The sequence below is a fragment of the Microcoleus sp. Pol7_A1 genome (assembly GCF_036701085.1).
Taxonomy (GTDB): Bacteria; Cyanobacteriota; Cyanobacteriia; order Cyanobacteriales; family Microcoleaceae; genus Microcoleus; species Microcoleus asticus.
Genome location: NZ_JAUBQD010000069.1, coordinates 1 through 21,871 on the forward strand (window position 1 = coordinate 1; position 21,871 = coordinate 21,871).

Genomic DNA, 21,871 nt, shown 5'->3' on the forward strand with positions numbered 1-21,871 from the left:
ACCGAAACATAAACCTATTCATATTCACTCATTTATTTATTATACATCGCTGATGTTATTAAATTTTCATTCCTTACAATGTGCCACTCAAAACTCAAGTTGCTACGCAGTGGCGAGCAAAAATTACCAATCCAAAATTTCCGCCGATTTTTTGTTACCAATAAATCCGGCTGGTTATCAATATGAAAAATCTCATATCCAACTGAAAAATCTTTTGAGTTAGGCAGATATCAATTGACGCTCTGTAAAAATTCTTGACAAAACATGAAGATTATGAACCACTGCCATCCGTCCCAAATCGAAAAGATTTTTGCGCTCACCCAAATACCGAGCTTGTACTCCTTGCCATTGACCGATGTGAGCTAAGCTATGTTCCACACTAATTCGCTCTCTTAATTTTGGACGATCGAGTGCTGTGGTTTGACGCTGACGAACTCCTGCAATAAAGACTCGTCTGGATGAAGGGAAACCGTCCGGTATTTAGCACTAGCTGTACGCTGAGAATGCAGCGGGCAAGTTTGACATTGCTTTTGAGGAAATCGCACAGTTTTTCCTGTGGTAAATGGTATACTGATGCCATTGGAACCACGAATTATGCGCAAGTTCCAATCGAGATTAAAAGCTGTTTTATCAAAATATTTGCCGTTGCGAACTCGCCAAGATTTACACATTATTGTCAAGTTTGATTCACGCTCTTTAACCCAATGGCTTGTCAAATAAGCTCAAGCGATATGCAACTCTCCTAGCTCAACATTTTGCCGTGTTAAATCGACCGCTATTGCTTCGGTAACACTAGCTTCTGCAGCATTTGCAGTTGTCAACCCTACGGCTTTGACCATTCCTGAATCTAAGTCGGGCTTGCTGAATAAGTTAGGGAAAATTAGGAGAACAATTAATTGGTGATTCAATCCCGGTGAAGCATAAGCTTTTGTTTTTGTAATTTGCCAAAATATAATTTTTTACAATTCTTAAACCGTAACCAGACCTTATTTTGTTGAATCGGCAGAAAAAAACACAAAAAACCAGTCTTAACCAGGTAGGAAGGTTGATTAATAAAAAAGTAATAGCAATGGCTGTACCAGAAGTATTATCAAGTTTTGCCATCACTCGATTCAATCTAAATTTTAGTTTTCCTTGTCCAAATTTGCCCTTAATTGTATTTCTAATTCTTTCATATTCCCAGGCTTGTTTCTTTGTTTCTTTGCTCAAATTGGCGGGTGGCATTCCTAACGGAGATCCACTAATTCTAATTCCTCTTTCTTTACACCAGGCTCGATTTTCTCGGGTTCGATAAATCCGAGCTGCATGGACTGATTATGGATAGCATCCTGTGTAACTTTTAAATGCTTCTATTTGGGCTTTTAAGTCTCCCGATTCGTTAAAGTCATCCCAACTCATTAAGTCTAAAAATACATCTTATTCAAAGCAACTCGCTGACTGTTTTGCTCCAAAATATACGGTTTTTCCTGCTTTACTTCTGACAAAGGAACGGATGTGGGGTTGACTTAAACTTACTATTCTGTCCGATATGCTCTGTTTGTTATTTTCCCATAACCAGAGTTTTTTGCGATAGACTTCTGTGAGGACTAGCCTGGTCTTATATTGCTTTTTGCTTAGACTTTGTAGGGTTGCACCTGATTCGGTTAGTTGTTCAATATGAGAATCGTTTCTTTTGATATATTGCAGTTGTTTTTTAATAGCTTTTTTCTTTTTATGGCGGCGGGACAGTCGTTTTTGTTTCCCTACTGCTAAGTAGTCTTTTCTGGCTATTTTTCGGTAGGTTATGGGTTTTTTTATTATTTTTTACTTTGAGAAACTTATAGAGAATGTCGATGATTTTTTCGGTATGAATTCGGACTTGGTTTAATAGTCCTAAGTCGGTTAGATAGCTAATATCGGCTGGGACACAGGTCGCATCTATTGATTAATTTTCCTTGATTGGGTAACTCATTTTTTGCCTCCGAATCCTTATTTTCGGGCGGTTTTGGGGTGGTTTACCGTATTTTACTTACCATTCGTTCGTTCGCTTTATTGATTAGATTTGCACTAATTCGTTGCCGAAAGTGAACGGCAGGGTGATGGGTCAAATGGGAGTTCATTGCTGTAGGTTGATTGACCAATAAAGTATTGCAGATAGGGATTTTCCCCGATCTGTTCTACTGTTTCTCTATCGCTGATTAAGAGTTTTTCTTTGATAATTAATGCCCTCAATGCCATCCTAAATGATTTGGCGGGTGCGCCCATTTCTGTCTAGAAATTTTCAGCATAATCTTCTTCAATTTCCAACCAAGGAATTAGTTTGGCCATTTTGACCCAACGGTTATCTTCTGCCAACTTGCATCCGTTGGGGAGTTCAAAGTCGAAGGGTTCGGTAGAAACAGACTTAGCTTTTCGGTACACGATCGCAAATAGTGATGCACAGGTTTTAAGCTATTTTCCCTGTTTTTCTTGCAATCTTACTACCTTTTTTGGTCGGCAATTCCATACAGTGTATACTTAAACCACTGCTTCAGCAAGCCCGAAGTAGAAAAAGCAATGAAACAATAAGAGGCAAAATTCATATACTTATCCCCCTATTCACCGGATTTCTCACTCCTTGATAATTTATGGTCTAAATTTAAAAATATTCTCAGTTCTCTCAAAACGACAAATTCTCAAAAATTAGGAAAGGCTATAGATTTTGCATTCAGTTAAGTTTTTAACAATATGTTTGGAACTGGTTTGCAAAATGCTGTTCTTGTACCTCATCTATCTGATAAACCCTAGATCGGGGTTTGGAATAGCGGGTTACAGTGGCATTCTTTTTGCGGACTGGTATAACTACTCTGGATTCACCTATATTGCAATTCGTCAAGCGCTCGTGGGAGAGGGCAAATTAGTATTCGGTATAGAAAAATCCACAGGAAGCATCGAAGCGGCTGTCCCGTTTGGCTTGCCAGCAGCAGGGTCGGGCTGGTAAAGTTGGATACGAGCGCGCCCAAGTCGTTTAGCTTGATAGAGCGCTTGGTCGGCTGCTGCAATCAGAATTTCGGCTCCCGATTCAGATGCAGGAACAATACTCGCTACGCCCAGACTGAGAGTGACGTACGGGCTCACCTGAGAACCAGCGTGAGGAAGTTGCAAAGCTGCTATTTTGATCTGTATGTGTTCGGCTACCAGCACGGCGCCTTGAATCGCGGTATTTGGTAAAATAACGGCAAATTCTTCGCCTCCGTAGCGAGCTACTAAATCAGCGGGGCGATTGACTGCATTGCCGATCGCCCCGGCGACTTGCCGCAAACATTCGTCTCCCCCTGGGTGCCCGTAGGTATCGTTATAAGTTTTAAAAGAATCAATATCGCAGAGAATCAGGGACAGAGGCGTTTGTTCCCGGGCTTGTCTGCGCCACTCCATTTCTAAATACTGATCGAACCGGCGGCGGTTTGCTAGCTGCGTGAGTTCGTCTAAAGTTGCCAAGCGCTCTAACTTGAGGTTGGCCGCTTGCAACTGCTGATAGAGTTCTGCTTGCTTGATGGCGATCGCCAACTGGGTAGCCAGAGAAGACAGCAACTCTACTTCCAACTGCATCCACTGCCGGGGACTGCACTGGTGGGCCATCAGCAGCCCCCACAACTCGTCTCCTTGCACTAAAGGCACTACCAAATAAGCTCTCACCGCGAATTGTGCGAGTAAGTCAATTTGATATTGCGGCAAATCGGCGGCCAAGACATCGGCTATCGGTCGGATCGCCCGATGTTGGTACGCTTCGATATAGAACTGGTCAAAACAGAAATTTTCCAGGGTTTCCCCCAACATCGGCTTGCAGTTGGGAGCTACAGATTCCACTGTTACCGCCCCCGTCGCCGGAGCTGCGCAGAGACTGCCGGTACAGCGGTTGAAGCGGACGATCATCACTCGATCTGCCTGAAGGAACTGGCGCACCTCTGTCACTGTCGTGCTGAGCACTTCGCCCAAATCCAGAGACTGGCGGATGTGCTGAGTAATCGTGGCCATCAGCAGTTCTCGTTCGTTCTGCTGCCGCAGCGCCTCTTCTGCCCGCTTGTACTCAGTGATATCTTGAGCGGTCCCGAAAATTTGTTTGGGCCAGCCGTCGGCTGTGCGGGCGAAAACTTGGTCGCGGCAGCGAAACCAGAGCCATTCCCCCGATCGATGTTTGAGCCGATAGTCCAACTCCAAAATCTGCCCGTCTTGCGCCCAGGAAAATTTTTGCTGGTGGGCTTTAAGCCTTGGCAAATCTTCTTGGTACACCAAACTCGAGTATAAAGCAGTTTGCATCTGTAAAATTTCTTGCGGAGTGTAGCCCAGCAATTTAGAAGCTTGACCGTTGACGTAGACGTTGCGCTGTTCGGTCAAATCGTAGATGTAGAGCAAATAAGGCGCCGCGTCAGCAATCTGCTGGATGAAATGCTGGCTCGATCGCAATTCTTCCTCCACCCGCTGGCGCACTTGCACTTCTTCCAAAGCTTGATCCCGCATTGTGCGGTAAGCTTGGATGCGGTGGGTGAGGTCGGTCACGTCTTGAATCACCAGCAGCGCGTAGAACGATGGGGAATTGACCCCCGGCCATATTGATGACGAAACTGAGGATGGAGATGCCCTATACAAAGAAGCACTTGTTGGTACTCTGACTCCGACAGTGCCGTCTGGTTGCAACTCAAGAGTCTGGAGAAGCCAGTCTCTAATCTCCTGTTCTTCAATGCCAGCCTCCAGGGTCGGCACAGCAGTCACAGTAGTTTGCTGAATTCGTTGCTGGCCGTCTTGCCAAATTGCCGGAATCAGGTGTTTGTGAATTTGAGAAGAAAAAATTGTTGGCGGGCCGCCTGCAAAAATTTGCTTGAAGCGAGTTGCATACTTTAGCTGACTCAGGTGAGAAAAATGGGTTGTGATGTTTTTTCCCAATATTTGGCTGCGGGGAATTTTTGTCCACTCTTCCAGACAAGTATTCCAAAACAGCACGACAAAATCATCTCGCAGCAAGCAGGCGCCGACTGGTACGCTGTCGAGAACCCCAAACTTTTCCTTAATAGTTTTGCTCTCCTCAATCATAGACCCCCGGCAAGTTGATTGATAGCAGTCAACAAGGTGTCAAAGGAATTGACATTGAAAATAAGAATGATATCTCCTTCAATGTGAAGCCTTTCAATCATGAAACTGGTCTGGGCTAATAAAACAACTGTATCAGTAGCTAAACCCCCAGATCTCAGCAAACTAGCAATCGTCCCTTCGCTATAAGTGGGAATTGAGTAGTTCAGGCGCTGCTGAAGTACGTTGCTGATTGCACCCATGACCCCATTAATTACAATATTTCCCACTTCACTCAGCGTACCAATTTTGACTGAATCGAGATCGTGAGTTCCAACTTCTTCCCCTGTGAGCATCGTCACGAGCATGGCAGCGCTGTTGGTGGGAAAGACTAGCTGGGCAATGCCTCCAAAGGAGCCTGTGAATTTTAGCTGGACGGCGGCGATTTGCTCGCCGTTTAGGTGTTGCTCTAACTCTTCTTGCACGTCGGTGGGAGTCAGGATTTGAAGGTGGGGTATTTGCAAGCGGATCGGAGAGTCGATCATGTCGTTCAAGACCCCTGCTGCTTGACCGATACCGATGTTGACGAGTTCCTGCAAAGCATCGAGCTGTCGAGCGCTTAATTTCATTGGGTGCTCTCCTCGCTGGCACTGAGAGCTTTTTTGATCCACCCGATCAGTTCCTCTGAGTTGGGCATTTTGTGAATGACTGCCAGGGCTCCGAGTTCCATGCACTCGGAGTGGGTAGTTGCTTGGATGTCTGCGGTAATTACGATGACTGGAATTTTATATCCTCGATCGCGCATGGCTTGCAGGACTTCCCGACCTTCCATTTCCGGCATCAGCAGGTCTAAGAGCATACAGTTTGGAGTTTTAGTGCCCAGCAGTTCTAGAGCTTCTGGGCCGCTGGATGCTTCCCAAGCCTCGTATCCTTCTGCTCGCAGGATTTTGCAGATTACCCTGCGAGTCAACCACGAATCTTCGACAACGAGAATTGATGTCACTACGTTCTCCTCCTTCTATTGTTTAGGACTGATCGGCGTTGCAGGTATTGCTTTGATCTTCACAGTAATTTAAAGTGCTGGGACGGTGTGCGATCGAGCCTGACTCGGAATTCCTGTTCTTAAAAACTAACGCATTAATGTGTTCGATAGTTTAGTATCTTGGACTATGGGAAGAAAAAACCCGGTTTCAGAATGAAACCAGGTTTGCGGGATCTCTATTGGTCGTAACATCGGCGCTCAGTTATAGATTACCAAACGCTTCCGGAGGGACTCTACTCGCTGTTTGGCCGTGGCATTGTCTGGATCGCAGGCGAGAGCTTGTTCGTAGATTTCCAAGGCTTGAGCTGTTAATTTCTTGCGCTCGTAGGCGTGACCCAGATTGTTGAGAGATGTAACGTATTCGGGCTGCAACTTCAGGGCTTCTTTGTACTGGCGGATCGCGATGTCGTATTGTTCTTGGCCGAAGTGTGCAAAACCGAGGGCGTTGTAAATAACGGCTTGATTTTCTTCGCCTTCTAAGTCTTTGGCTTTCAGGGCTTTTTGAAACAGTACGATCGCCTGGGAATACAGCTTCTTATCTACATAGATACTTCCTAATTCGTAGTATTCCTGTGCTGTTCCTTTTTCTACCGTCAGTTTATTTTCTAAGCGTTCTAAAGACATTTCCAGGTTCCGAGTTTTGAGAATCTGGCGCACCACAAACCAGGAACTGCTGCCGAGTATAGCGAGCAGGACTGTCAGGTAAACAATGAGCAAATTACTATCCATGTTTTTCTTAAAATTAGGTAGGTGCTGTGGAAGGTTTTATTTATTTTAAGGCGCTAGCAATGTCTGACATTTGCCTCTGCAACTGTATAAAAAACACGGAAATAGCGATCGTTCGGCCCGATCGCGATTTCTGAAAAAGCAAGAATCCAGAAGTAAGAACAAAGAAGGAAAGTTTGTCTCAACCTCCTAGATTTATCAGGAGTTTTCCTTCTCTGGCAGACAGTTAAATCTTTCTTACTTCTGCTTTCTGCATTCTGAAAATAAAGCGAACTTTCACGCTCCGGCTCGATTGGCCATTTCCACTACTTTACCAAATGTTGCGGGGTCAATAATCGCCATTTGTGCCAGCATTTTGCGGTTGATTTCGATGTTGGCTTTCTTCATGTTGCCGATCAGTCTGCTGTAGCTCGTGCCGTGCTGGCGCGATGCAGCATTGATCCGAGCAATCCACAGGCGGCGGAAATCGCGTTTGCGTTTTTTGCGATCGCGATAACCGTTACGCAGGGCCTGCATCACCCGTTGGTTAGCTGTGCGGAACTGTTTCGACTGTGAGCCTCGGAAACCCTTGGCTAATTTGAGAATTTTTTTGCGGCGCGCTCTGGCGACATTACCGCGTTTTACCCGTGTCATCTTTAATTTCCGTTAAACTTTACAAGTATGGAAGCATTAACCGCACGTTAGCATCGTTGGTCTCGTCGATGACGACCAGCTTAGATAGACGGCTTTTGCGAGCTGAACTTTTGTGCTGTAGCAAGTGGCTTTTGTAAGCTTTGCGGCGCACAATTTTACCGCTGCCGGTCGCTCTAAAGCGCTTTGCGGCTGCTTTGCGAGTTTTGAGTTTTGGCATGAACTGGTGTTATTTGGACACAAGCTTCAACGGTATCACGTTTGTGCTACTTTCTGCAAGGGAGATTTGCGGGTTGGGGGCGGCGCTGCATTTGCTGCGATAGACAGGATGCGCGATCGGCTAATCTTGTGGTTGTTTGCAGTAGTTGACACCGGGTATAAAATTTTATACCGCAGTTGCGGTATAACTAAGGGTTCTACCTCTGGGTTATCAGTAGGGTTAAGATTTGAAAGCTGCTGGTGAGGCACGATAATTAAATTGAAGATGTAACATTAATTATTGGTTATGGCGCTTAGAGAGTCCCTTGAAAAAATCCTGTTTGAATATCCATTGGTCAGTAACGACAACTTCAAGGGACATTTATTTGCTAGTTATGTCAGAAATGTAGTGCCGAAATCAATAAGTGCTTCGTTAGAATTACCAGAAATCTATAGCATAAAAGCTTCAGCAGGTAATGGCTCTTGGGCTAAAGTTCCTTGGATAGCAATATTTAACAAGCTTGTGACTGAGAGTGTCATGTCGGGGTTTTACTGTGTTTATTTATTTCGCGCTGACTTCTGTGGCGTTTATCTTTCTCTCAATCAAGGAATAGCAGATAAAAGAGATCAGTTCGGACTTGGGGTGTCGAGAGATATTTTAAGGGGTCAAGCAAAACTATTTAAAGATAAGCTTGGTTCTGACAAGCTCAGGGAATTTTCTGATCCTCTCGATCTTAAGCTTGATTCGATTCCAAAGGCAACTACTTCTAGAAGGCTGGGACTTGCTTATGAAGCAGGAAACATAGCCTCGAAGTTTTATTCAAGGGAATCACTTCCTGACGACAAGGAGTTGGTAGGCGATGTTGGGAAAATGCTTGAAATTTACTTCTCCCTGTTTGAGGAGGTTTCTTTGAAGGAGGAGGCTGATTCTGATTTGTTGAAAGAGGTTTCTTTGAATGAGGCTGCTGAAAACAATCAAGCAGAAAGAGTATGGTTTGAAGATACGACCAAGTATAGACTTCATCGAGTAACAGAACGAAATCAAACGTTATCTAGAAAAGTTAAGCAGTTGCAAGGATGTATATGCAAAGCTTGCGGTTTTGATTTTGAGTCTCGATACGGAGAAATAGGCAGAGGATACATAGAAGCTGATCATAATGTTCCAATTTCAAACTTAAGTGGGGCAAAGATGAAACTAGATCCGCTTAATGATTTTACTGTGCTATGCTCAAATTGCCATAGTATGATTCATCGCATCAAACCAACGCCAACCTTAGAGGAGTTTAGGCAAAACTTGAAGATGTAGTATGAGTAAAGGCGTTTATATCAAAAAAAAAAATAGGCTAGCCATATTTCACAGCGCCTATCTCAATTAAAATTTTAATGGCTCCCCGCAACGCCGTCTTACCTCAGCTTTTGACCTGGTATTTTACCAGGTGGGTACCGTTGGCTCGGACTTAAAGTTTCTGGGTACAAGCCCAGTTTACTGCTGTCCAAACATCTTGATTCCCGAGAGTTAAGAGTTATAGATCAAAAAAACATTATTGGCAGTCACCAACGTCGCAGTAGAACCTTTATTTAATATATACCAACTAACCAGATTTTGGCAAGCTTCGAGCAATTTAACTTGCATACCAGATAGATTCAACGGTTTGAGCGATCGCCTCTGCTGACGATCGCCCTTGAGCCACCAAGTCCGCGTCGAGCACAACTGTAACGTGACCGAGTTTGCGGCCGGGACGCGATAAGTTCTTACCATACCAATGTACAAAAGCACCGCTGATTTGTGCCAGTTGTTTTCGTTTCGCTAAATAGTCGGACTCAGCCGACTCGTAGCCCAGCAAATTTACCATCACAGCGCCTGCACATTTCAGAGCCGAATTGCCTAAAGGCAGTTGACAAACTGCGCGCAAATGCTGTTCAAATTGTGAAGTTTCGCAGGCATCGATGGTAAAATGTCCCGAGTTATGGGTGCGGGGTGCAATTTCATTGACTAACAGCTTATTATCAGCGGTTAAAAATAATTCAATGCCGAAGACGCCGACAGCTTCTAAGCTGTTGAGGAGAGTGCGGGCGATCGCACAAGCTTCAGTTTTCACATCTGAACTAATATCAGCGGGCGCAATCACCAGGCGGCAAACTTCATTTTGCTGTTGAGTTTCGACGATCGGATAAATCGCAATTTCGCCATTTGCCGATCGAGCTGCAATCACAGCCAACTCGCGATCGAATGGCACAAATTCTTCCACTAGCAAAGACTGACCTTGAAGTTTAGCACGAATTGACTCAAAACTCCCTCGATCCTTAACAATAAAAGTACCTTGACCGTCATAACCGTGGCGGCGAACTTTGACGACAAAGGGAAAGTCGATCGATCGAGCATCCGAGTCTCCTTCCATCTGCACGCTGTCAGAAACAGAAATTGCCGGAAAGTCGATCGCCACCGCTTTAAACAATTCCGGGGGCAAATCCGCGCTGCAATCCCATTCCCAAAACCTCGGAGTTGGCAAACCCAAACTTTGTAAATAACAGCGCTGAACGTACTTATCCAACAAAGGAGAAAGCGACGACAAACTCGGCTGAAATAACACACCTTGCAGTTCTAGCGGCCGCAAACCATCCAAATCCACAAACTCATTTTCAAAAGTAATAACATCGCAGCCATCTGCCAATTGAGCCGTAGCCAAAACATCATCAACAGCAGCCAAAATAGCACCAGCAGCAACAGAAACTGCCGGGTCACTAGCATGGGGAGTTTGCACTAACAATTCAATACCCAGCGCCCTAGCAGCATCCCCCATCATCGAAGCTAGCTGGCCGCCGCCGACAACGCCCACCCGCTTAAATTTGGCAGACGAACTCGCAGCGGTTTGATTTGATTTCATGTGAGTAAAATTCCGCAGAGTCAACCTGCCTATCTTATCGCTATTTGCCCCCGGATGAATTACAGTAATTGAAGAGTTAAAAGCCAAAAAATAGTTTTAATTGCCTGATTAAATCGAGGCAGCACCCAGAATAATTGGGCGACTAAAGTCTTTAATTATTGCACGAACCCAGCCGTTGGGAAACAGCGGTCGAACCCCACCCCTCCAGAAAAGTGCCACATCTAGCAATTGGCGATCGCCAAGCATGGCATAATTGACAGCACTGCAAAAAGCAGATAGACAGGTGCAAACACTGAAAATCAGACATTCAGGGAACAACATTTATAGGTGAGGATACTGTGAAAGTTTTAGTTGTGGGGAACGGAGGTCGCGAACACGCGATCGCAAAAAAACTGCTAGAATCTACGCGGATTAAACAAGTATTCTGCGTACCGGGCAACGGCGGCACAGCTACCACCAAAGGCTGTCAAAATCTGTCGCTCAACATCGACGACTTCCAAGGCATCGAACGTTTTGTGATGGTCAACAACATCGGATTAGTCATCGTCGGCCCCGAATTGCCCCTATCGCTAGGCATCGCCGACTATTTCCAACAGCGAAAAATGATGATTTTCGGCCCCACCAAAGCCGGCGCCCAAATTGAATCCAGCAAATCCTGGGCCAAAGAATTGATGCTCGAAGCAGGCATCCCTACACCCAAAGCCGCCGTATTTACAGACGCAGAAGCAGCCAAAGCATACGTTCTGGAACAAGGAACCCCCATAGTTATCAAAGCAGACGGACTCGCATCAGGCAAAGGAGTAACCGTTGCCACCACCGTCAAAATGGCTCACAGCGCCATCAACACCATTTTCCGAGGCGAATTCGGCACCGACAACATCCGAGTCGTCGTCGAAGAATTCTTAACAGGTCAAGAAGTCTCGATTCTCGCCCTCACCGACGGCATCACAGTGGAACCGTTGCTGCCGGCCCAAGACCACAAAGCTATCGGCGAAGGCGACAAGGGAGCCAACACCGGCGGTATGGGGGCCTACGCCCCAGCGCCCATTGTCACCCCGGAACTCATGGAAAGGATTCAAGAAGAAATTCTCGAACCCACCCTCGCAGCACTGCAAAAACGCAAAATCGACTACCGGGGTGTACTCTACGCAGGTTTAATGATTACGCCAGAAGGAGAACCCACAGTCTTAGAATTCAACTGCCGTTTCGGAGATCCCGAAACTCAAGCGGTTTTGTCGCTGCTGGAAACTCCTTTGGAAGATTTGGTGCTGGCCTGCTGTCAGCAGCGTCTCGGTGAATATTCTATTCGCTGGAAGTCGGGGGCCTCTGTGTGCGTAGTTTTAGCTTCTGGGGGTTATCCTGGAAGTTATCAAAAAGGCAAAGTTATTACAGGTATCGAGGAAGCTGAAGCCCAAGGAGCAGAAGTGTTTCACGCCGGCACCCAGTTGAAGCACCAGCAGTTGGTGAGCGACGGCGGCCGGGTTTTGGGCGTCACTGCGGCGGGAGAAACTTTGGAACAAGCTATCTCCAAAGCTTATGCAGCAGTTGATTGCATCCAATTTGAAGGGGTCTACTGCCGTCGGGACATCGGTCGCCGAGCTCTGGACGATAAAAATTAGGAATTCCGGCATCGACCGCCATCCGAAAGCCAAGCAATCTCAATGTAGAAATGTAACAATGAAGTTTGGTATCTCTAGGGTGGCGGTAGCGGACAAGTCGCAGCAGAAAATTCGATCGGGAACCAACGGAATTGATCTTGCTTTTAATATTGAACTGGTGAACTGGTGAAATGCTGGCCATACTAAACAAAATCGGAGAAATTATTGCCCGCTGGTGGTCGGATTTTACCCTCCAGACCCGCCTGATGGCCGGTGCTACCCTCGTAGTGTCGTTAATTATGAGCGGCCTGACATTCTGGGCCGTGAATACTATCCAGCAAGACGCCCGACTTAACGATACTCGCTACGGCCGCGACCTCGGCCTGCTATTGGCGGCAAATGTGGCGCCGCTGATTGCCAAAAACGATCGCTCCGAAGTCGCCCGCTTTTCCCGCCAATTTTACAGCAGCACTTCCAGCGTCCGCTATATGCTTTACGCCGACGAAGCGGGAGATATTTTCCTGGGGATTCCTTTTTCGGAATCGGAGGTGGAAACTTCTCTGACCCTGCGCCGCCAAATTAAACTCCCGGATAATTTTATTGCCGATATTGAGGCGAGAAATTTAACTTCTTTGCCTTTGGTGCGGCAGCATTTGACGCCAGATGGAGAAGTTACCGATGTATTTGTGCCGTTAATTCATGAAGACAAATATTTGGGAGTTTTGGCGATCGGCATTAACCCCAATCCCGCAGCAGTTATCTCTTCAAATCTGACTAGGGATGTCACTTTAGCCGTATTCGTCACAATTTGGGTGATGGTAATTTTGGGGGCGGTATTTAATGCTCTGACAATTACTCAGCCGATCAAACAATTAGTCTTTGGGGTCAAAAACATCGCCAGCGGGGATTTTAAGCAGCGAGTAGACCTGCCTTTAGGGGGAGAATTAGGCGAGTTAATCGGCAGTTTTAACGAGATGGCCGAGAAACTCGAAAGTTATGAAGAACAAAATATTGAAGAGTTGACAGCGGAAAAAGCTAAGTTAGAAACTTTGGTTTCAACTATTGCTGACGGGGCGCTTTTATTAGACGCAAATTTGCAGGTGATTTTAGTTAATCCGACGGGGATGCGGATTTTTGGATGGGAAGGTAAAAATGCGCTTCAAGTTAATGTTCTGAACATTTTACCTGCAGAAGTGCAGCAGGAGTTGGCCAGACCATTACACCAAATAGTGGCGGGCGAGCGCGAAGGCGGCGAATTTCGCATCTCGATGAGCGAACCAGTCAATCGTACAATTCGGATTGTTTTAACTACTGTCATTCTGCACAAAGCGCCGGGTGCCGAACCGCTGTGCAAAAGCTGCGTCCGCCACGAGGAAGATACCTGTACCGAGTCGCAACGCCCGTTAGCTGTAGAGTGTACTTTCTACGAGCAAACTTCCAAGCATCAAGGTTCTGGACATTACCGGGAAAGTCTCAAAGGCATTGCAATGACAGTGCAGGACATCACTCGGGAAGTAGAACTCAATGAGGCTAAAAGCAATTTTATCAGCAATGTTTCTCACGAATTGAGAACACCTTTATTTAATATCAAATCTTTTATCGAGACTCTCCACGAGTACGGAGAAGACCTTCTAGAAAGCGAGCGCAGGGAATTCCTAGAAATTGCCAATCGAGAAACCGATCGACTAACTCGTTTAGTTAACGACGTGTTAGACTTGTCGCGGCTCGAATCCTGCCGAGTTTATCACTTGGATGCTGTTGACCTCCCGCAAGCTGTGGAACAAACCCTGCGGACTTATCAGTTGAATGCTAAGGATAAAGGCATCGAACTAGAGCAACAAGTTGACCCGTGTTTGCCGCCTGCTTTAGGTCATTACGATTTGCTGCTGCAAGTATTTGCAAATTTAGTAGGAAATGCCTTAAAATTTACGCAATCCGGCGGCAAGGTGGCAATTCGAGCGTATTTGCTAGAGTCGGAGGCAACCACCCACAAAGGCGACCAATCCGGCAACCACAAGTTATCACCAAATGCCGGACATTTTCCGGTAGTGCGGATCGAAATTTCTGATACTGGAATTGGCATAGATCCCGAAGACCAACAAGCAATTTTCGATCGCTTTTTCCGGGTAGAAAACCGAGTACACACTTTAGAAGGAACGGGATTAGGTCTTTCTATTGTCAGAAACATTATTGACAAGCACCACACTAAAATTAATTTAGTTAGCGAAGTTAATGTGGGTACGACTTTCTGGTTCGACTTGGCAGTTTATCAGCCGAAACAAACAGTAGAGATGGAAAATTCAATGCCCGTGGAAGCAACGGTGGAGAGTGAAACAATTGCGAGTCATGTTAAGTAAACACGACTTACGCATAGCCTTATACATATAGCGTGTTTTAGGGGAAATGCCCGGTGGTTGCCCCTCTTCATAGGATAGTTGCCTAAGTTCTGGTAATTTAGCCCAATTCAACGTCAAACTCGATGGCTATTATAACCCAGACTTTTTACAGCCGTGTAGGTTCTGGGTGTTCTATTTTTTTAGGTGTGTCTACTTAGTTATTGGAGTTTAGACTAAAAAGTGCGATCGCACTCAAGTCTCTAGATTGATCGGCCTGACCAAATGCTGACATCATCAGTGTTGATTATCCTTAGCTGTCCTATCTAAGCTCAATTTTACCGATAAAACTACATACCAACACCAATAAGTACCAATACCAAATAATCCCCCCTCTGTCAAATTAGTCATTAGCATAAATGTTAATATATACAAAGGCAAACCTGACTCGGGAAAACTTTCTTTAACTAGGTACTTTATACCTCTAAATATATTATTTAAAAATGACAAAATAAACAGTAACAATCCGACCCAACCCAGTTCGCAAAGTATATCAATAAAACCATTGTGAGAGTGCGGTGGCACAAAACCCGATTTAACTACTATAATTCCGTAAGCTGGGTTTTCCAAGCCACGCCAAGGCTGCCAAAATCCAGCCATTCCATAACCAAATATGGGATGATTTTGATTAATTCGATCAATAATTAAAGGCCAAAAATCGGTTCTACCCGTTAAAGTCATATCTTTTTTCAAACCATCCACAATAATAGCCTCTAAATTATTTAAAACCAAAATACTTATACCTATACTCCCCACCAAAAATAAGATAAAGCAGAGAAAAGCCCATTTGACAGGTAATTTTTTTAATAAAGCTAAATAACTCCACAAACTGATTAATACCACTGTCAAAATCCGACTAGCACCACTACAACCTTTTTGCAATCCTACTAAAGCTATTAAAGTTATAAATAATGAGAAATATCGATATTTACGATCCTTAACAGCATATAAAATCCATAAAGAAGCTGTATTAGCCATTTGAAAAGAAAAAGGGTTTTTATGACCGAAAACTCCTGTCCAACAACCGTCCGGTGCTGGATTTGGTTTTACCACTCCCCATAAAGCTAATAAACCAGTTAGCCATCTCAATAATCCATAAATTTCCAACCAACTATACACTTTCCCTACATAAATAGAAACCAGTGTTACTCCCCACATAGCAAAAATAGCACGAAAAGTAATTTCAGGAGTTTGTGACCACAAGCCCGACAAAGTCATAGTCAACAAAAACAAACCTAAACAAATGTCTCCTGCTATCCATTTAATGACTGCAAAAACTGTTTTTTTTGTCGTTTTAGTTAATCGGGGAAATAAGATTAATATCATGGCACCATAAATGGCAATTTGACCAATAATCGTTGGGGGTGTACTTTCTAAGTTGTATAAAACTTTAGGATGGAGTTTGGTAAAGGGCATCGCTATGATTCCTGAACCACCAGTGATGGTAAAAAAAAGTATCCCCACAAAAATCTTTTCTAATGTGACACCCAATTTGGGATGGCGTGCGACTAAAATATAAAAAGTCACAAAGATGACAATCGCTAAACAAAACAGCATCAACGCAAACATCGGCACTCTTAAAATATCTTTCATGGCTTGACCTCTATCATCAAATTTGTTAATACCTATGAAATGGCTTACCCTTCCTGCCTTACAAGTGCCACTGCTGGCGCTGGTACTCACTCTCTCTTACCCTCAAACAAACCTCGCTCAGTCCCCAGCCCCCACAATAAGCATTAATACTGACTACTATCTAGGTGGTGGAGACAATATTAGAATTGATATCTACGATCTGCCCCAGCTTAGTGGGGAGTATCAAATTCCCGCTGGGGGAGCTATTCAAATCCCGATTATTGGTAGTATTCCCCTTCAAGGATTAACTTTACAAGAGGCAGCCCAAGTTATTACTAGAGCTTATGGCAGGGTCGTAAAAAGACCTTTAGTTACAATCAGCTTACAAGCTGCCCGCCCGCTCAATATTTGGTTATCTGGTGAAATCAGTCGTCCCGGCTCCTACTCATTGCCCCTAGCTAATGGAGGTGGAAACAGACCATCAGTTCAGTTTCCCACCCTTCCTCAAGCTTTAGAAAAAGCTGGGGGTATTCGAGCCAGCGCTGATATCCGCCGGATAATTATCCGACGTCGTATCAAGGCTAACCAAGAAGTAACTATCACTTATAACCTGTGGGATTATTTACAAACTGGTCAAACAAGCCAAGACATCACGTTGCGAGATGGAGATCAAATATTGGTTCCCCCTCAAGAAACAATTAACTTAGCAGAAACAAATCAAGTTAGTGAATCTAATTTTTCTATACCCGCAGAGCAACCCCGTACTGTCTCAGTATTCGGAGAGGTGAAGCGTCCCGGTAGATATGTAGCGATCGGCGGTGATACCCAAAATGGTCAAAGAAGCAGCGGACAACCGACCATCATTCGTGCTCTACAGCTAGCTGGTGGCATCACATCTATCGCCGATATTCGCCAAATCCAACTCCAACGTTATACTAGAAATGGCAAACAACAAATCCGCACTATTAACCTCTGGCAATATTTGCAAGAACAAGATACCTCTCAAGATACTATACTACAAGAAGGGGATATCATCTTTGTCCCAACAGCGACGGCTATCGACCCAGGAGAAGTTTCTGTTCTAGCTACTGCTAGCTTTGCTCCGGGGACTGTGCAAGTGAGTGTTATCGGAGAAGTCAATACTCCGGGTGGGTTCAAATTACCTCCTAATACTACCTTAAATCAAGCAATTATGAATGCGGGGGGTTTCAGATTAAGTCGCGCTAACTCTAGATCCGTGGAACTGATCAGGCTCAATCCTAATGGAACTATATCCCGATCGGAAGTAGCAATTAATTTGAATCAAGGAATCGATGCTCAAACCAACCCACTTATTCAAGAGAATGACATAATTATAGTGGGACGATCGAGGACTGCTACCTTGGTAGACACCATTACCACTGTTCTCACACCAGCTAGTAGTATTATTGGTGGAATTCTCGTTCCCACGAGACTTATAGAGTTCCTCAGAATATTAGGAAATTAGGAATTCAACAACATTTCTATTATGGATAAAAAGCTGTTTTCTTCTCTCAAAAATGACTTTAATGGTCAATATCTGTCTGTCCCCTCCGCTAATTACCTAGCTAGTACCCCAGAAGAGGATGACCAAGTCCTTGATATTAATTGGGTAATAGCTGTCGTCAAACGTCGCCTTCTGGTGATGGCAATAGTAGCTGCCAGCCTAGCTGCTTTGAGCGGTACTTTCGTGCTCAGGGCTGCCAAAAAATCTATTACTGAGTATGAAGGAAAATTTACAGTTTTAGCAGAACCCCTTACGACTGACGATCGGCTATCAAAGCTCTTAGTCCAAGCTCAAAATAATAGTATAGGCATCACAGACTTGAACAAGATTAAGTCCTCAGCGGAAGACGGTTCCTCGGTGGACTATCAAAGTTTAACGCGGGTTTTAAAAAGCCCAGAAGTGCTAATACCATTAGTTAATAAATTGCAACAAAGATATCCAAATTTTGACTATAAAAATCTCAACAGCCGCTTGACTATCCAACGTGTTACTTTCTTGCGAGATGGGAAGCAGGGGGGTACTAAACTCCTAGATATTAACTACCGCGATAGAGACCCCAAGCGCATCAAATATGTACTGGAAGAAATGGCCAAATATTACGTAGAATATATGGGCAAAGAGCGCTTAAAGGTTAGCAAACAAAGTCTTGATTTTATCGCTAAACAAATGTCTCCCCTCCAGCAGCAAGTAGATAAATTGCAACAAGAATTACAAATATTAAGAATTAATTATAACTTTAATCAACCAGAACTACGCAGCCGCAGCCTATCAGATCAGCTAGATAGTATAACTAATCGTCGCCTAGAAGTGCAAGTACAACTAGCAGAAAGTAGGCAGCAATATGAAAGCTACAAAAAAAGATCTTTAACTGGCGATAATCGTTGGATTGTTGATATTAGCCCCAAGTCTTATGAAAGTTTAATGAGCAAAGTAAATGAAATAGAGTCGCAATTAGCTTTAAGCTCTACTCAATTTTATGAAAATAGCCTTCCCATTCAATCTTTGCGGGAAAAGCAGCAAAGTTTGCGCAATTTAATGCAAAGAGAAGCTGAGTCTGTCCTCTTTCAGATGAAATCCCAAGTAGGACAGTTGGAAGCTCGCGAGCGATTGATAACTAATAGCCAAAATTTAGTGCAAGCAAAAATCACTCAAATGCCCCAAGCTCAACGTCGCTATGATGAGATACAATTAAAACTAGAACTAGCTAAAGATACTCTCAAACTGTTCCTAGAAAAACAAAAAACTTTACAACTAGATGCTGGTCAAATTGATAGCTCTTGGCAAATTATATCTAAACCACAGTTAGTCACAAACGAAAAGGGTGATCTCGACCCAGTAACAGAAAAACCAACTCGCCGCCAACTAGCGATCGCGATAGTTATTAGCAGTTTACTAGGCATTGCTGTAGGTTTTCTAGTAGAAGTTTTAAATACGGTTTTTCATACTCCAGAAGAAATCAAATCAGCAACTAAACGCCCTCTTTTGGGAGTAATTCCGATCGCCAAAGCAATAAAAATTAAATCTCGTAGAGGCGAAAGTGTTCCACCTAAATTCACTAGCGTAAGTTCACCTACTAAAAGTGCAAGCTTAAAACGAATAATAGTATCAAATTACAAAGATTTTCCGGTGATAGAGGCATTTCACTACTTATACACAAATATTCAGTTATTAAATGCTGAACACCCGATAAGTTCTTTAACCATCACTTCGACCATTAAAGGTGAGGGTAAATCCACTGTAGCAGTTTATTTAGCTAAAACTGCTTCTGCTGTGGGTAAACGAGTATTATTAGTAGATGCTAATATGCGTTTTCCTCAAGTGCATACATATCTTGGCCTATCAAATATGAGAGGTTTAAGCGATACTTTGACTTCTGATTTAAGCTTAAATGAGGCTATTCAGCGATTGCCCGACGATGACAATCTTTTTGTCCTCACTGCTGGTACTGTTCCCTCAGATCCAATTACATTGCTTTCTTCCAGAAAGATGCACTATTTAATGGAACAATTCCTAGTCTTATTTGATTTAGTAATTTACGATACGCCACCTTTAATGGGTTTAGCGGACGGTCATCTACTAGCTTCTCAAACTGATGGTACAGTGCTGATAGTAAAAATTGAAAAAACCGATCGCGGCATGGTAAACAAAGCATTAGATCAACTACAGGTAGCCGATTTTAAAGTATTGGGAGTAGTAGCTAATGGGGTTAAATGAGGGTAAAATGGAGTGAGAGAGCCGAAGGAAGAAGTAAGACAATTTTTTAGTTTTGAGTTTTTAGTTTTGAGAGCTAATAAATTACTGGATATGGCTTTGGAGTTAGCCTATAGTTGGATTATTTTGGGAAACAGGTATAAGAAATTGATGTAAAATGCAAGATTAAGTAAATCAACCTAATTAAACGTAAAACGATCGGGTTGTTAGCTCCCCGACTTCTTAAAGAAATCGGGGTGGTAATTAGATCGAGACTTAAGAAAGAGCCTTTTTAGCACGTTCCGATCGCTCTTCTGCAGTATCCATAACATCCGCCATTTTATCCACCATTTCCCCTGGGTAATTTTCCAGTACCCGAGTAGAAAGCGAAATCCGGCCGCGACCTTCATCGAGGTCAACCACCAGTGCTTTCAGGGGTTGACCGGGTGCAAAGAGCTTTCCAAGGTTATCAATGTATTTTTGGCTGACTTGCTTGATGTGCAGCAAACCGCTAACTCCTTCCAAGTCCACAAACACGCCAAAAGGCTTGATGCTGCTGACTTTTCCTTCCACCAACTGACCGATTTGCAAATCCTTGAAGGCATTCGATTGAGTAGCCATCCGCTGGGAAAGTACGAGTTTTTCTCGTTCGCGATCGACCTCCAAAAAATTCACGCTCAAAGATTGACCGATCAGCGATTCTATGTTATCTCGTTCCACTAAATGCGATCGGGGAATAAAACCGCGCATTCCCTGAACATCTACAGTCACGCCGCCCTTATTCGCGCCAGAAACCCGCACCTGAAGAACTTTTCCAGTTTCCTGCAATTCAATTAAATCTTCCCAAGCTTGCTGAATTTGTAGCTGCCGCAGAGACAAAGTAACTTGGCCGTCTGCATCTTGTTCGCGGATAATCAAAAAGTCCCGTTCCTCATCCAGCGGAACCACTTCCGACAAATCAGTTACCGTTCTCAAAGCAGCCTCTTCGATCGGCAAAAAAGCCGAAGACTTGCCGCCGATATCAACATACGCGCCGTTTGAGTCGTACTCGAACACTTTGCCGCGCACTACTTGTCCCTTCTGGAACTCGTAATTGTGCTGTTCGAGGGCTTTAGCAAAATCATCCATTGAAAAGGATGCTTTTGCGCTTTGAGAACCTGTAGATTTGGAATTCATGTCAGTTTAGTTGTCAGTTGTCAGTAATTTAGTTGTCACTTGTCAGTAGAAAAATTTTCCCACTCTCCCCATCTTCCCATCTCCCCATCTCCCCATCTCCCACTCTCTAAGCTGGTTGAAGTTGCTGATGAAATAGCTGCTTCACCTGCATCCACGAGTCGGCTGCTGCCGTAGCGTCGTAACTGCCGCGGTGGTCGCAGAAGAAGCCGTGATCGGCATTGTAGCGGAAAATTCGGTGAGAAATACTGTGTTTTTGCAATTCTGCGGCGATTTGGTCAACTTGTTCTAACGGAATGCTGGGGTCTTGAGTGCCGAAAAAGGCGTAGAGAGTGCCTTTAATGTCTGCTGTGCGGGCGATCGTGGGGGTTCCCCCGCCGGGGGTTTGAGTGGCGATACCGGCGCCGTAGAACGACGCTGTAGCCTTGATTTCGGGCAAAGTAGCGGCGAGGTAGGCGACGTGTCCCCCAAAGCAGAAACCGATGCAGCCAAAACCTTGCTGTTTGACAGAGGGTAAAGTTTTGAGGTAATCGATGGTGGCTTGGATATCGCCGAGAAGTTGGGATGCGGTGGTTTGTTCTTTGTATTTTCTGCCGATTTTGATGTCTTCGGGTGTGTAGCCGGTTTCAAAGCCGGGGGCTTGACGCTGGTAAATGGCTGGGGCGATCGCCACATATCCTTCTTTTGCTATTCTTTCAGTAACTTCGCGGATGTGCGAGTTGACGCCAAAGATTTCTTGAATCACAATAACTGCGGGAAATTGCCCTTCTGCTGCGGGTTGGGCTAGGTAAGCGGCGATTTGCAAATCTCCGTTGGGAAATGTGATGTTAGCTGTGCGAATTTCTGAGTTTGCCATAGCGAGTTTTAGTGCAAATTTTGCTCTATAGCAATCTTATTTCATTTGTGAACTATATTTT

Annotated in this window: 16 protein-coding genes, 1 other RNA gene and 2 pseudogenes; 6 read left to right on the top strand and 13 right to left on the bottom strand. The window is 44.4% G+C overall.

Features of this window, described 5'->3' with window-relative positions:
- Positions 1-223: hypothetical protein (locus QUA20_RS26840; RefSeq protein WP_333192769.1), on the top strand; the 223-nt coding region annotated here is incomplete at its 5' end.
- Here QUA20_RS26840 and QUA20_RS26845 read toward each other — a convergent pair.
- From QUA20_RS26845 to rpmI, 8 genes and pseudogenes are all read right to left on the bottom strand, one after another.
- A pseudogene (locus QUA20_RS26845) lies at positions 220-854 on the bottom strand (transposase); the annotation flags it as partial. The gene QUA20_RS26840 and the pseudogene QUA20_RS26845 overlap by 4 nt on opposite strands.
- A gap of 50 nt (positions 855-904) precedes the next feature.
- Positions 905-2,400, bottom strand: a pseudogene (locus QUA20_RS26850) (IS5 family transposase).
- 450 nt (positions 2,401-2,850) lie between these two features.
- Positions 2,851-5,046 (bottom strand): diguanylate cyclase domain-containing protein, encoded by a 2,196-nt coding sequence (locus QUA20_RS26855; RefSeq protein ID WP_333192770.1) that lies wholly within the window; start codon positions 5,044-5,046, stop codon positions 2,851-2,853.
- A complete protein-coding gene (locus QUA20_RS26860) occupies positions 5,043-5,651 on the bottom strand; it encodes a chemotaxis protein CheC (RefSeq protein WP_172190482.1) in 609 nt (202 codons plus the stop codon). Before QUA20_RS26860 ends, QUA20_RS26855 begins: the two co-directional genes overlap by 4 nt.
- Positions 5,648-6,025 (bottom strand): response regulator, encoded by a 378-nt coding sequence (locus QUA20_RS26865; RefSeq protein WP_172190481.1) that lies wholly within the window; start codon positions 6,023-6,025, stop codon positions 5,648-5,650. Before QUA20_RS26865 ends, QUA20_RS26860 begins: the two co-directional genes overlap by 4 nt.
- Positions 6,026-6,262: 237 nt before the next feature.
- Positions 6,263-6,793: a tetratricopeptide repeat protein gene (locus tag QUA20_RS26870; protein WP_333192772.1), complete on the bottom strand. Its 531-nt coding sequence runs from the start codon at positions 6,791-6,793 to the stop codon at positions 6,263-6,265.
- 273 nt (positions 6,794-7,066) lie between these two features.
- The gene (gene rplT / locus QUA20_RS26875) at positions 7,067-7,423 is read right to left on the bottom strand and encodes a 50S ribosomal protein L20 (protein ID WP_333132957.1); all 357 of its coding nucleotides are present in this window, start codon (positions 7,421-7,423) and stop codon (positions 7,067-7,069) included.
- Between the two features lie 19 nt (positions 7,424-7,442).
- Entirely contained in the window at positions 7,443-7,640 is a 198-nt protein-coding gene (rpmI, locus tag QUA20_RS26880; protein WP_006634164.1) for a 50S ribosomal protein L35, read from the bottom strand.
- 285 nt (positions 7,641-7,925) lie between these two features.
- On the opposite strand from rpmI, the gene QUA20_RS26885 reads away from it, so the two are divergent.
- Entirely contained in the window at positions 7,926-8,924 is a 999-nt protein-coding gene (locus QUA20_RS26885) for an MrcB family domain-containing protein (RefSeq protein WP_333192775.1), read from the top strand.
- Positions 8,925-9,002: 78 nt separating this feature from the next.
- On the opposite strand, the gene ssrS is transcribed toward QUA20_RS26885, so the two are convergent.
- A non-coding RNA gene (gene ssrS / locus QUA20_RS26890) (6S RNA) lies at positions 9,003-9,190 on the bottom strand.
- 50 nt (positions 9,191-9,240) lie between these two features.
- Positions 9,241-10,503 (bottom strand): 5-(carboxyamino)imidazole ribonucleotide synthase, encoded by a 1,263-nt coding sequence (locus QUA20_RS26895; protein WP_333192778.1) that lies wholly within the window; start codon positions 10,501-10,503, stop codon positions 9,241-9,243.
- Between the two features lie 338 nt (positions 10,504-10,841).
- On the opposite strand from QUA20_RS26895, the gene purD reads away from it, so the two are divergent.
- Complete coding sequence (gene purD / locus QUA20_RS26900; protein ID WP_333192780.1) at positions 10,842-12,122, top strand: phosphoribosylamine--glycine ligase; 1,281 nt, start codon at positions 10,842-10,844, stop codon at positions 12,120-12,122.
- Between the two features lie 170 nt (positions 12,123-12,292).
- Positions 12,293-14,458: an ATP-binding protein gene (locus tag QUA20_RS26905; protein ID WP_333192782.1), complete on the top strand. Its 2,166-nt coding sequence runs from the start codon at positions 12,293-12,295 to the stop codon at positions 14,456-14,458.
- A gap of 273 nt (positions 14,459-14,731) precedes the next feature.
- On the opposite strand, the gene QUA20_RS26910 is transcribed toward QUA20_RS26905, so the two are convergent.
- A complete protein-coding gene (locus QUA20_RS26910) occupies positions 14,732-16,087 on the bottom strand; it encodes an O-antigen ligase family protein (RefSeq protein ID WP_333192785.1) in 1,356 nt (451 codons plus the stop codon).
- Positions 16,088-16,121: 34 nt separating this feature from the next.
- On the opposite strand from QUA20_RS26910, the gene QUA20_RS26915 reads away from it, so the two are divergent.
- Positions 16,122-17,552, top strand: coding sequence for an SLBB domain-containing protein (locus QUA20_RS26915; RefSeq protein ID WP_333192787.1), 1,431 nt, complete (start codon positions 16,122-16,124; stop codon positions 17,550-17,552).
- 396 nt (positions 17,553-17,948) lie between these two features.
- Entirely contained in the window at positions 17,949-19,805 is a 1,857-nt protein-coding gene (locus tag QUA20_RS26920; RefSeq protein WP_333192789.1) for a polysaccharide biosynthesis tyrosine autokinase, read from the top strand.
- Between the two features lie 252 nt (positions 19,806-20,057).
- On the opposite strand, the gene QUA20_RS26925 is transcribed toward QUA20_RS26920, so the two are convergent.
- Positions 20,058-20,957, bottom strand: a complete 900-nt coding sequence (locus QUA20_RS26925) for a S1 RNA-binding domain-containing protein (RefSeq protein WP_333192791.1) — start codon at positions 20,955-20,957, stop codon at positions 20,058-20,060.
- Positions 20,958-21,063: 106 nt separating this feature from the next.
- Positions 21,064-21,810, bottom strand: a complete 747-nt coding sequence (locus QUA20_RS26930; protein ID WP_333192793.1) for a dienelactone hydrolase family protein — start codon at positions 21,808-21,810, stop codon at positions 21,064-21,066.
- Positions 21,811-21,871 lie beyond the last annotated feature (61 nt).